Origin of the sequence: Cryobacterium aureum (assembly GCF_002954245.1) — a bacterium.
Taxonomy (GTDB): Bacteria; Actinomycetota; Actinomycetes; order Actinomycetales; family Microbacteriaceae; genus Cryobacterium; species Cryobacterium aureum.
On record NZ_PPTG01000048.1, the window covers coordinates 638894 to 650389 of the forward strand.

At 63.0% G+C, this 11496-nt stretch carries 11 protein-coding genes; 2 read left to right on the forward strand and 9 right to left on the reverse strand.

The window, feature by feature from the left end; all coding sequences use genetic code 11:
* Nucleotides 1-80: 80 nt before the first annotated feature.
* A complete protein-coding gene (locus tag CJ028_RS19820) occupies nucleotides 81-719 on the reverse strand; it encodes a class I SAM-dependent methyltransferase (RefSeq protein WP_105036864.1) in 639 nt (212 codons plus the stop codon).
* Between the two features lie 83 nt (nucleotides 720-802).
* Between CJ028_RS19820 and CJ028_RS19825 the strand changes: the two genes are divergently transcribed.
* Nucleotides 803-2236, forward strand: a complete 1434-nt coding sequence (locus tag CJ028_RS19825) for a dihydrolipoyl dehydrogenase family protein (protein ID WP_105036865.1) — start codon at nucleotides 803-805, stop codon at nucleotides 2234-2236.
* An 85-nt stretch (nucleotides 2237-2321) separates the two neighbouring features.
* Here the strand turns inward: CJ028_RS19825 and CJ028_RS19830 are convergent, their stop codons facing one another.
* From CJ028_RS19830 to CJ028_RS19840, 3 genes are all read right to left on the reverse strand, one after another.
* Nucleotides 2322-4175, reverse strand: a complete 1854-nt coding sequence (locus CJ028_RS19830; protein WP_240607438.1) for a bifunctional 3'-5' exonuclease/DNA polymerase — start codon at nucleotides 4173-4175, stop codon at nucleotides 2322-2324.
* 97 nt (nucleotides 4176-4272) lie between these two features.
* A complete protein-coding gene (locus tag CJ028_RS19835; protein ID WP_105036867.1) occupies nucleotides 4273-4773 on the reverse strand; it encodes a COG4315 family predicted lipoprotein in 501 nt (166 codons plus the stop codon).
* Between the two features lie 308 nt (nucleotides 4774-5081).
* Nucleotides 5082-6971: a CASTOR/POLLUX-related putative ion channel gene (locus tag CJ028_RS19840; RefSeq protein WP_105036868.1), complete on the reverse strand. Its 1890-nt coding sequence runs from the start codon at nucleotides 6969-6971 to the stop codon at nucleotides 5082-5084.
* A 381-nt stretch (nucleotides 6972-7352) separates the two neighbouring features.
* Between CJ028_RS19840 and CJ028_RS19845 the strand changes: the two genes are divergently transcribed.
* Nucleotides 7353-7538: a YdeI/OmpD-associated family protein gene (locus CJ028_RS19845; protein WP_205684102.1), complete on the forward strand. Its 186-nt coding sequence runs from the start codon at nucleotides 7353-7355 to the stop codon at nucleotides 7536-7538.
* Between the two features lie 56 nt (nucleotides 7539-7594).
* Here CJ028_RS19845 and CJ028_RS19850 read toward each other — a convergent pair whose 3' ends face one another.
* From CJ028_RS19850 to narI, 5 genes are all read right to left on the reverse strand, one after another.
* On the reverse strand, nucleotides 7595-8005 hold the full coding sequence (locus CJ028_RS19850; protein WP_240607439.1) for a hypothetical protein: 411 nt from the start codon (nucleotides 8003-8005) through the stop codon (nucleotides 7595-7597).
* 64 nt (nucleotides 8006-8069) lie between these two features.
* A complete protein-coding gene (locus tag CJ028_RS19855) occupies nucleotides 8070-8648 on the reverse strand; it encodes a dienelactone hydrolase family protein (protein WP_105036871.1) in 579 nt (192 codons plus the stop codon).
* 153 nt (nucleotides 8649-8801) lie between these two features.
* Nucleotides 8802-9266 carry a hypothetical protein gene (locus CJ028_RS19860; protein ID WP_105036872.1) on the reverse strand — a complete coding sequence of 155 codons (465 nt, stop codon included), beginning with the start codon at nucleotides 9264-9266 and terminating at the stop codon, nucleotides 8802-8804.
* A gap of 253 nt (nucleotides 9267-9519) precedes the next feature.
* Nucleotides 9520-10740, reverse strand: a complete 1221-nt coding sequence (locus tag CJ028_RS19865) for a nitrate/nitrite transporter (RefSeq protein WP_105036873.1) — start codon at nucleotides 10738-10740, stop codon at nucleotides 9520-9522.
* Between the two features lie 2 nt (nucleotides 10741-10742).
* Nucleotides 10743-11495 carry a respiratory nitrate reductase subunit gamma gene (gene narI, locus CJ028_RS19870; RefSeq protein WP_105036874.1) on the reverse strand — a complete coding sequence of 251 codons (753 nt, stop codon included), beginning with the start codon at nucleotides 11493-11495 and terminating at the stop codon, nucleotides 10743-10745.
* Nucleotide 11496: the final 1 nt, after the last annotated feature.

Consider the following 11496-nt stretch of genomic DNA (forward strand, 5'->3'; position numbering starts at 1 on the left):
GCCGGAGGCGTTGAGGTCGATGTCGACAGGGGGGGCTAGCTCGCGGACCGTTCATCCACAACATGGTGCTGGGACGCGGGCTAGGGGATCGTGCCTGCAACGATGCGAATGTGGCCGCCACGAACTGCTAAGGAGCGCACATCCACTCCCTCGCGCTCGATGATGGTCCACGGGCGAGCCCTGAGATCGGAGCCGCCGATCGCGACGGCTAACCGCACGAGCGGCGAGAAAAGCCGGTAGATGCCTACGGGCAACTGCATATCGACAATGCACGCTCGACCGCCCGGCCGCAACAGCGCACGCGTTCGGTCCCAGGCCGGGCGCCAGTCGTTGAAGATGCTCATGGCATAACTGGAGAAGATGCAGTCGACGAACCCTTCCGCCGCCGCCGGGAGCTCATTCACGACGACAATCGGGTCAAAGGTCGTGGCATCCGCTTCGACCAAACGCACGCTGGTCCACCCGTTCGATATCACTCGGCGGCGGGCCATCTCCAGCATTACCGAGCTTCGATCCAGCCCGATCACGGTGCCCGAGGGGCCGACCGCAGCGACGAGCAGCGCAAAATTTAGGCCGGTACCGCAGGCCAGGTCCAGAACCGTATCGCCCTGACGCACCCGCAGGAGCGCCACGCCGGATTCTCGCCCCGCCCGGTAGACGACGCGTTCTCCGGAGAGCACATCGTAAAAGCGAGCAGCGACTTCGTAGACGTTCGCCATGGTGCAGACCGGCCTTCCTTTTTTTGCCAGCCTAACCAGCACGCCGTCGTTCCGGACCCCACCGACCGTCTACGCTCACAGTCATGAACGGACTCAAGAAATTTGACTTGGCGGTCATTGGTGGCGGAACGGCCGGCCTCGTGGCTAGCCGCACCGCGGCGAGTTTCGGAGCGAAAGTGGTTCTGATCGAAGGCAACCGCCTCGGCGGGGATTGCCTGTGGACCGGGTGCGTTCCGTCGAAGGCTCTCATTGCCGCCTCGAACGCCGCAGCGAACGCCCGATCCTCAGCTCGCCTCGGAGTAAGCGTGAGCGATGTCGTGGTCAACTTTGCGCAGGTCATGGCGCACGTTCAGGACGCGATGCACGAGATCGCCCCCGTCGATTCCGCAGAGTCCCTCGAGCGGGACAACATTGACGTAGTGATCGGAAGAGCGCGATTCACCGGACCGGACAGTATCGATGTGAACGGCCGTGAACTCCAATTCCAACAAGCCTTGATCGCCACGGGCGCAGCACCTGCCCTGCTGGATATCCCAGGAATCGACGCGGTCGATGTGTTGACCAGCGAAACGTTCTGGGACCTGAGGCTTGCCCCGCAGCGTCTCGTCCTCCTGGGCGGCGGGGCAATCGGCTGTGAGATAGCTCAGGCCATGGCTCGCCTTGGTGCGGCCGTGACGCTCGTGCAGCGAGGTCCACGCATCCTTCCCAAAGAAGACGAACGGGCCAGTGCCCTGATCCAGAGCGCGCTGATCGCTGACGGAGTCGAGGTGCGCACCAACTGCACCGCAATCTCGGTCACCTCCGCCGACCGTCGCGCCGGCACAGCTGCTCTCAGCGATGGGACCGCCCTGTCTTTCGACCGGCTATTCGTGGCGCTGGGCCGCCGCCCGAACACCGCCGATCTCGACCTGGCATGCGTGGGAGTGCTCCGCGACGTGCACGATAAAATCCTGGTCAATTCCCGACTGCGCACCTCCAACCCGCGCATCTGGGCCGCCGGCGACGTCACCGGCCTTCCCCATTTCACCCACACGGCCGCCGTAAACGCCAGCGTGGCTGCCGCCAACGCCATCCTCGGCCTGAGCCGCACGGTCGACAGTACGGCAATCCCCCGGGTTACGTTCACTCACCCTGAACTGGGTGCCGTCGGCCTGCAAGCCCGGGATGCGCAAGCCGGCGTCCACCGAATCCTCAGCTGGGATCATGAGCACGTTGACCGTGCCGTGACGGAGGCGAAAACAACCGGCTACACCCAGCTCATCGTCGACAAACGCGGCCTCGTACTGGGTGGAACAGTCGTGGGCCCCCGGGCCGGTGAAACCCTCGGCGAAATTTCTCTGGCGGTGAAGAACCGACTCACCACGAGCGATATCGCCAGCACAACGCACGCGTACCCCACGTACAACGACGGCCTCTGGAGTGTGGCCGTGGCTGACGTGCGTCATCGGCTCGGTTCCGGTCTGGCCGGGGCGGCCACGCGCGCCCTTCGACGTCTGCGCATGGTGCGGCTGTCCTGACAACCGGGCGGAACGAGACACTTTGCCAGTGCGGTAAGCGACGACAAGAACGAGCGCGAGCGGCTATGGGGGAACGTTCGCCGGGTTACTTGGCCTGGCCGTAGTTATCGACGGTTGCTACCTTCAACATGAAGTCGACCGGAAAGTCGCCGAAGAGTAGTCGCCCGGCGGTTTCGGCGGCAGTGACGATAATCTGTGCGACGGCTGCAGCCTGGGCAGCGGGGGTGTGCACGATCACCTCGTCGTGGAGAAAAAACACCAGATGCGGTGTGGCGTGAAATGGAGCGCGACCCCGGGTATCCCCCGGGTTCGCTGGGCCAGCCCCCGGAACAGGCTGGCAGAGCGCACCGTGCGCGGCATCCGCTTGAAGACTACCGGGTGCTGGCAATGCCGTGAGCTCTCGACGGATTTCGGCCATCCAGCACAGAGCCCATTCGGCAGCACTGCCCTGCACGATGAAGTTGCGGGTGAATCGCCCCCAGTCGCGGGCCTGGCTGCGGGCGCGCCGCTCATCGCTCGCGGTTGCCGCCGGATCGTAGGCCTGTGCCTGGGCCTCGTGCCAACCCGGACCCGGGATCGGTGACGATCGCCCGAGTCTGGTCGTGACGACCTCGCCACGTTCTCCGGCACGGGCGGCCGATTCGGTGAGAGCGATCGCTCGGGGATAGGCGCGGGCGAGGCGCGGCATCAGTCGGCCGCTCTCTCCCGTCGTGGCCCCGTACATAGCGCCGAGCATGGCGACCTTGGCGTGGTCGCGAGTTTCGACGACACCGCTCGACACGATTCCGGCATATAGGTCGGTTCCGCGCCCGGCCGTGGCCATGTTCGTGTCCTGCGCCAGCGCCGCGAGGATCCGCGGCTCGAGCTGGGCAGCATCGGCGACGACGAGTTTCCAGCCGTCGTCGGCGATCACGGCACCACGAATCTGTTTGGGCAGCTGCAACGCGCCCCCACCGCGGGTGGCCCAGCGACCGGTCACGACACCGCCGGGCACGTAGTCAGGGTGGAACCGACCGTCGACGACCCAAGATTCCATCCAGGTCCAGCCGTTGGCGCTGAGCAGCCTGGACAGTTTCTTATACTGCAGCAGCGGTTCGATGACCGGATGCTTCAGCTCCTTCAACTCCCACCCTCGCGTGGACGTGACGGTGAGCCCGGCTCGCTGCAGCGCTTTGAACAGCTCCTGCGGGGAGTCCGGGTTGAGGTCCGGATCATCCAATTCCAAACGGATGCGTTGGGCCAGCAGCTCCAGACGCTCCGGCCGTACTCCGGGCGCGACCCGCGGCCCGAGTTCCCGGGTGAGGAGCAGGTCGTGCACGTCGGTGCGCCAGGGCAGTCCGGCATAGCGCATCTCCGCGGCCACGAGCGCTCCGGCGGACTCGGCCGCCAGCAGGAGCCGCAGTCGCCCCGGTTCGCCAGCGGATGCCACGGCGTCGAGCTGGCGTCGAAACTCGCGCGCTGCGGAGGAGTCACCAGCAGCGACATCACCGGGGCCGGCAGCGTCAACGTTTAGGTCGAGGTCATCGTCATCGTCTTCGTCGATGTCCAGGTCGAACAGCGTCGCCGGCGGTTCCGTCTGGTCGAGCGATCCCACGCTCGCCACGTCCCAGCGACCGGGTGCGGCCAGCGCAAGTTCGCTCGCCATCGTCAGTGCGGAATTCTTCAGGATCACGTGGCACAAGCGGAGGTCATGGCACCGGTCTACGCGGATCTCGGCCGCGAGCAGTACGGGATAGATTTTGGCGGTTTCTTCCCAGACCCAGCGGGGCGCAGCGGCGTTCTGCGCCGCGGGTTCGCGCGTTGCCGGCTCGAGCGATATCACGAACGAATGAAACTCGGTCAGGGTGAGTCGGCGGGTCGTCCCGAGCGGGAGACCGGCGTCGTCCAACGGGTCGACGAGCACGTCGCCCCCGCTCGATTGCCGCACCAGAACATACACCCATCTATTCTGCCCGGTGCCGGGCGGCACCGTACCCATCGGCTTCGCGGTGCCGATGGGTACGGGGTCTGCGAGAGAACGCCTGCGTCAGGTCGCTCTAGCCGGCGATCTTATCTCCGTTTGGAGCGACGACCCACCAGACGCCGCCAACACCCTCGCCGGTGGTGTCACCAGCAGCGGCGTCGCCCGCCCAGTAGTAGAGCGGGAGTCCATTGAGGGTGACCTGCTTGGTACCGTCGGAGCGGGTGATGACGCCGACAGTTCCGGTCACACCGTCAACCGTGGGGGTGTCGGACTCGGCGATGACAGCTGGCCATTTGACCAGGCATTCACCCTCACAACTGCTCTTGCCGGAGTCGGCGACGTCCTTGTCGAAGACATACAGTGTCATCCCGGCGGTATCGACGACGATCGTACCGAGCGAACTATCCGCGGTGGCCAGGGCCGGCTTGACGGCGGCGTCGCTCGTCGAACTGGATGAACTCGATGTGTCGGCCGCCGGTGTCGTCGTTCCCTGCGAGCATCCGGTCAGCGCGAGAACACTGAGCGATACCGCCCCGATGACGGGGCCGACCTTGAGCCAAATTCTGCTGTTCATGATTGCTTCCTTCTCTCGGTGCACGCTTTTCGAATTGGTGCGTGATGAAGTGTTGCTATTCGATGACTGGTATCGGTGCTTCGGTGCGAGGCGTAGGGGTCCTTGGAGCTACCACGAGGTACAGCCGGGAATGGTTCAGTGTTCCGGAAGTTTCTGTGGCCGAGAGCTTGAGCGCGCGGCAATGTCGTTAACGTTGCCGCGGACGGCGTAAAGAAATCGTACGGATCAGCCACGCACGTTCCGGGTGGGTGTCTACTTTCTTCGGTGCCGCACACAACCCGCGCCGCCGGGTCTCTCTCGATTTCTACCTAATCGTTGGCGAGCACGATGATCTTGTCCGCTGCGGCGAAGCTGCGTTTCACGCCCTTCTTCGGGTTGACCGCCACCCCGTAGGCGTGCGCGCTGCTGCGGGCATGTTCGGCCACACGGTACCCGATTGCGGTTTCGCCACGTCGCCGGGCGGCCTCGAGCACGGTATAGAAGTCGACCTCGGTGCCCGGCCGAATGTAAACATCCGCCGGGCGCAGGTAGATCTCGCTGCCAGCGCTGGAGAACAGTGTACTGAACACGTCGGTCAGCTGTTTATTCTCGGAGATCTGCGACAGCATCAAACTGATGAGTTTATCGCTGACAATGAAGTCGTCGGCCTGGGTGACTTCGGCCAGTTCACGATTAGCGTCATCGAGCATTTCGCTGACGACGTTGAGGTCCACCTCGGCTTGGTCGGCCATGTCCCGCAGGTGAAGCAGAGTGATCAGTGTGCGGGCGTCTGAACGCTGTGGTTCCACGTTCTCGCTCTTGTCGGCCAGAACGATGATGTGATCGTAGGTTTCCACCGCGAGGCTCTCCAGAAGCGCCCGGCTCGTGGTATCGCCATTCTGAAAAGCCACCGTCATATTCGCGAAGGCACTGAAGAGCGGATGCTCCGTGTCGGCGACAACGGTCACGCTCGACGCCGCGGTGACGTACTCGTTGAGCTCCGCGAGCATCGCGTGCAGACCAGCGTTGTAACCGAGCACGAGGGTGCGCTCGGGAGCGACGGTGAGCATACTGGCGTCGTTGATGGCCTGCTCGTCGGCGGCGCCCGGCGCGCTCACCCGGATGGTGCTGTCGTCTTCAGCGATGACGATGAGCTGGTCACCGCGCTCGTACGCGAGGTCGGGTTGCGGGTTGAGGTGCACGACGCCAGCCTTGACCATTCCCATGACGCAGGATTCGGCGAACGACAATTGGGTGTCGTAGTAGGTCTGACCGACCAGGTTGGGCTGTTCGGTGAAGTAGATTTCGTGGCCATCAAAGTCGAGCAGTTCGGTGTAGACCACGCTCAGGCCGCTCTGTCGGCAGCTCTGCACGGTGATGCGGCTGATCAGGTCGTTCGCCAGTACCCAGTGGGCCTCATCACGGCCGACCAGCCGGGCGGCCTCGAGGTTGCGGGGTTGCTGAATCTCACCGACGATGTGGTAGGCCGCCTGTTTGCGTCGAGGGTTGTTGGTCAGGGCCAGTGCCGTCTTGATCACGACGGAGTCCGGGTCGCTATTACCCTCCGGCGCCAGGATGACAATGCTGCGGGCCGTGTGCGGGTTGCTGATCTCCAGGTCGGCGAGGTTCATCGGATCGCCGCTGCGGCAAATGATGCGGGTTTTGCCGGTGTTGGGGACCTGGGCGCGCAGGTCGTCTTCCATGTCGACTTTCTCGCGGGTGGACAGAACGACGATCGTCGAACGCTTGCGGGACTCGTTGGCGACGCAAATCTCGCTGACGATGGCGTAAATTTTGGGGCTCCAGCCGAGGATCAGTGTGTGATCGGACTCGAGCACCTTGGAACGGCCCTTACGCAGCTCGTCGACTTTGGAATCGAAAGCGCTGGAGATAATGCCGATCAGACTGGCCACCATGATGACGCCGCCGATCGTGACCACGAGCATGGCACCGCGGAAGCCCCAACCGGCGTCGCCGCCCATGGTTCCGCTGTCGAGGGTACGCATCAGGTTGCCCCACAGTACTTCGAAGAAGCCCGGTAACGGGTCACCGGGCTCGGCACTAGGAAAGAGCTGAAAAATCATCACCACGAGCGCGACTAGAGCGATGAATACGAGGCTGGCGAGGGCCAGCAGGGCCATCAGGGCGCCTGCGCCTTTCGCCATGACGTTGTCGAACCAGTAGCGAAATCGTTCCTGAAAGCTCGTGCTGTTGGTCATGGTTCCTCTGTCAGCGAGTGTGGTCGTTCCTCGCACGGATGCGCGCGAAGAGTTACGTTCCACCCCACTCAGTACAGAAGGAACGCCCGAGGCGGCAACTTGAGCGTTGCACTGCACCAGTGAACGAAGTCTGACGTGAAACGTACCGGTAAAACCAGCGGACACACCCAATCCCATACCCCCATTTTGGGCATCGTTCCACTGAACTTGGCGGCAGACGCGTACCCGTCCTGATCACGCTGAATGGGGTCTATAGCTACCGAAACACGACGGCGGTGATGAGCGGATTGAATTTGGTTGGCCTGAGCGCGCAACACCGGGCTGCTTCCGGGCTCGGCGGAGAAGACACAGGCGCAGTCATCATCGAAGCGTGACCGTGCAGTGCGAGAGGTCGACGTACCCGATGCGCTCGCGCTCGCGGCTGATCCCGAGGCGACCGCGGCCCGGCATCGGCTGTCCTACAGCCATCGCAAGGAACACGACCGCACCATCGCGGATGCGAAGAGTGACGCCACGAGCGCGCATCGCGTTGAGAAAAGAATCGCCAAACTGCGTGGTGGCTCCTGAGCGCTCAAACGATCGAATCCTCGGCGATCAGGCATCCAATCGAACGGACACTTCGCCTAGCCGACGGCTCTTTTGAGTAATGCCACCAGTCGATCCTGGTCAGCAGCGGTCAGCTTGGTGACGGCGTAAGAGGTCGGCCAAAAGTCACCTTCGTCGAGGCGCGCATCGGGCTGAAAGCCGATGGTGGCGTACCGCACCTTGAACTTCGCCGCGCTCTGGAAGAACACCACAACCTTGCCCTCACGATCGGCGTAGGCCGGCATGCCGTACCAGGTTTTTCCGGCCAGATTCGTGTGGCTCATGACCAGCGTGTGCAGGGTCTCGGCCAATTCCTGGTCCGTGCCGGTCAAATCGGCGATTGCAGCTAGGCAGGCTGCCGCCAAGTCGGCGCCCGCTTTAGCGGCCTTCTCTTCGGCCACGGCCGCCCGCATGGCTGCCTTTTCCTCTTTGCTAAAGGTGGTACTCACGGTCTGTTCCTTTCCAGGGGCCGATATTCGCCGTCTACTTCAGGCGGAGTCTCGGACATCCGTTCTATGTGGTGTGCCGAAGAAATTCCAGCGTGCGCTGAAGCAGCAGCGCTGCAGCACCCGCGTCATACGAGGGCAGCGAGCTGTCCGCGAAATAGTGTTGGTCTCCGGGATAGAGAATAAGCTCCGCGGTGTCCGTCGACTCGACGAGCGCGCGGGCAGCGTCGATGTCACCCTCGCCGACGAAGATCGGGTCAGCGTCCATGCCGTGCACTTGCACCGGAACGCCATCCGGCCAGGCTGGGCCGAATTCGGAAACTGGAACGCAGGAATAGAACAGCAGAGCACCTCGGGCACCCTGGCGCGTCTGCGCCAGCTTCTGGGCGGGGAGCACCCCGAGGGAGAAACCCGCATAGACCAGTTCATCGGGCAGTCCCTCGACCGCCTGAACACCGCGTTCGATCAGGGCGCCGAATCCAATCTGCTCGGCATAACCAACGCCCTCATCTATGGTTTCCCAGGTACGGCCATCGAAGAGATCTGGCGTGTGAACGACATGCCCAGCCCTGCGCAGTTCGTCGGCAAATTGAACGATGCCCTGCGTGAGCCCCAGTGCGTGATGGAACAGAACGACTTCGACCATTTTTTGGACTCCAGCTGCTGTGCACGGATGATCGTTGAGAACGATAGTAGTTCCCGTGGTTAAGTTCAACGGGACTTCTCTAATGGCTGGCCTGCCAAAAGAACAATAGGCGCCACCTCATCGAAGAGGTGACGCCCATTCAGTGTTCGAAGGCTACGGGCGCGTCATCTCGACGTTTACAGTGACACCCATGGCCGTGAGCTCGTAGGACAGCACGCCGTCTTTATAGGTGAAGGATTTTGCCGTGTCGCCGGAGGCCAGGAGTGCGGTCTCCATCTGCGCAACATCGCCCTGTGAGTCCCACGAATACGACTCGGTGTCCTCGGTTGGTGCAGCGTACGAACCGATCCAGTAAACGGCCGTCGTCGAGTCGGTCCCGTTCACCCAATCAACAGTGATTTGTTCGCCCGTAATGGTCGCAGCCTGATAGGAGTCGTCGCTGTTCGAATTCGTCTGCTTCCACTCACCCGTGAGATCCAGCGGAACGACGACGACCTCTTCGACGGTCTCCTCCGTCTGTGCGGCGGAGGAGTCAGCCTTGGTTTCGGCGGCGGGGGCCGAGCACCCGGTGAGTAAGAGGAGAGCAGCTGCGAACGGGACGAGAAGACGATGTTTCATATGAGCAGTCTATGAGTTGCGGCGGACACCGCAGGCCCTGGCCCTCGGGTGCCCCCTGCTCGCGACCGAAATCCACGCCCCCAAGTAGTCTGGGAACACTGCAGCGCACGGGAGGGAGGAGACGCTTCGTGAGCATGAGGGATGTTTCCGTGTCGACCGGTGCTCGTGGACGCATCCGCGCATTCACCGTACGGAGCGTACTGCGGAATCAGGACCTGACAAACCGTCGAATTTCAGATTCACGAAAATGCAGTCATTTCGCGGGAGAGGGTGCTTGTGCGGGACGTTCGTGCACGGCCAGGATGGTGAAGACCAGCGCCGCTGCGGCAGTCCCCGCCAGCAGGAGCAGACCGATAGCGTAGCTGTGGTCAGCGTCGTTATAGGTCGCCCCCATCACGAGCGGGGGGAAATAGCCACCGAGCCCACCGGCGGCACTGACGATACCGCTGACCGAACCCACCTTGTCGGGTGGCGCGTTGCGTCCCAACCAGGCGAACACTCCCCCGGCGCCCAGCCCGAGGGCCGACGCCATCGCCACGAACGTCAGTCCGGCCGGGATCTCGCCGTCGGGGCGCAGATTGACCAACCAGGCGAGCACCGTGACTGCGGCCAGCGATACGATGACGACAGGTTTGGGGCCGATTCGATCCGCCAGAATTCCACCGACTGGGCGCAGCAGAACGGCAGCGACGGCGAATCCGGCCGTGCGCGTTCCCGCTGCGGTCAGGTCGAAATCGTAGATATCGCGCAGGTAGGTCGGCAGGTAAGTCGAGAAGGCAACGAACCCGCCGAACACCACACCGTAGAGAAAGCACATCTGCCAGGTCACACCGAGTTTCGCGGCTGCTAGCAGTTTGGGTATGAACGGCTGTGAGTTGGACACCCAGCTGGGTGCGTTCCCCATGCAGGTGCGCACCAGGACCGCCGTTGCGACCAGCAGCCCGGCCAGGATCAGGTGAGTGGGAATGTAGCCGAACCACTGCACAAATCGGGGGGTGAAGAATGCCGAGAGTGCCGTACCGCCCATTCCCGCACCGAATATGCCGGTGGCAAAGCCTCGCCGGGTTACGTCGTACCAGTTGCTCACGAAGGGTATGCCGACGGCGAAGACCGTCCCGGCCACGCCCAGCAGAAGCGCGCAAAGCACGAGAGCCCAATAGACCCCCAGGGTTCCAGCCAGCGCAACGAGCAGAAGCGCCGGTACGGTGGCCAACAGCACCGCGGTGAACATGATCGGTCCTCCGAAGCGATCCGTCAGCACGCCCACCGGAATACGTCCGATCGAACCGACAAAGACGGGCATGGCCACTAAAACGGATGCCTGCGTCGACGAGAGATCCAGATCGAGGCTGTAACGAACCCCGAGCGGTGCCACGCTCGTCCACGCCCAAAAGCACACCACGGACGACATCGTCGCGAGAACGAGATTGAAGCCCTTGCTGCCCCTGGCGCGCTCCCGCAGAGGTTCAGCCATGGCTATTTCTTGTCTCGCGTTCGGTCTTCGGTGCCGATCGGTGCCCAACCTCGCCGGATCGGTCTGACCGCGCCGGGCACCTTGTCGCGGGTGCGGTAGACAATATACGGCCGGAACAGATAGTGCAGCGGGGCGGTGAAGGCGTGCACGAGCCGAGTGAAGGGCCAAATGCTGAACAGCAGCATCCCGACCAGGGTATGAATGTGGAACGAGAACGGGGCCGCCGCCATCGCCGTGATGTCGGGCTGCAGGATAAACAAGGAACGAAACCAGGGTGCAACGGTCTCCCGATAATTATGCCCATGCTCGCCCTCGAACACACTGGCCAGGGTCGTCCACAGGCCGAGCACGATGGCGGCGGTCAGCACGACGTACATAACCTTGTCATTGCGGGTGGTGGCCATGAACACTGGCCCGGTCTTGCGCCGACGGTAGATCAGAATCAAAATCCCGCCGAGGGTACCAACCCCGGCTACGCCGCCGACGAGCAGAGCGTTGAGATGGTAAAAGTCCTGGCTCATGCCTACCGCCAAGGTCCAGGCCATCGGAATAACCAGGCCGAAGAAGTGTCCGGCAATGACCGCGAGCAGCCCGAAGTGAAAGATCGGCGATCCAATCCGCAGCAGTCGACTCTCGTACAGTTGTGAGGACCGCGTCGTCCAGCCGAATTGGTCGTATCGGTAGCGCCAGATCGAGCCGCCGATCAAAATGGCGACCATGACGTAGGGCAGCACGCCCCACAAGAGTAGGTCCATT

Excerpts from the sequence above, each read along its gene's own strand:
- CJ028_RS19855 (WP_105036871.1), bottom strand. The coding sequence starts at position 8,648 with ATGGTCGAAGTCGTTCTGTTCCATCACGCACTGGGGCTCACGCAGGGC.
- CJ028_RS19865 (WP_105036873.1), bottom strand. The coding sequence starts at position 10,740 with ATGGCTGAACCTCTGCGGGAGCGCGCCAGGGGCAGCAAGGGCTTCAAT.
- CJ028_RS19820 (WP_105036864.1), bottom strand. The coding sequence starts at position 719 with ATGGCGAACGTCTACGAAGTCGCTGCTCGCTTTTACGATGTGCTCTCC.
- CJ028_RS19835 (WP_105036867.1), bottom strand. The coding sequence starts at position 4,773 with ATGAACAGCAGAATTTGGCTCAAGGTCGGCCCCGTCATCGGGGCGGTA.
- narI (WP_105036874.1), bottom strand. The coding sequence starts at position 11,495 with ATGGACCTACTCTTGTGGGGCGTGCTGCCCTACGTCATGGTCGCCATT.
- CJ028_RS19860 (WP_105036872.1), bottom strand. The coding sequence starts at position 9,266 with ATGAAACATCGTCTTCTCGTCCCGTTCGCAGCTGCTCTCCTCTTACTC.
- CJ028_RS19840 (WP_105036868.1), bottom strand. The coding sequence starts at position 6,971 with ATGACCAACAGCACGAGCTTTCAGGAACGATTTCGCTACTGGTTCGAC.
- CJ028_RS19825 (WP_105036865.1), top strand. The coding sequence starts at position 803 with ATGAACGGACTCAAGAAATTTGACTTGGCGGTCATTGGTGGCGGAACG.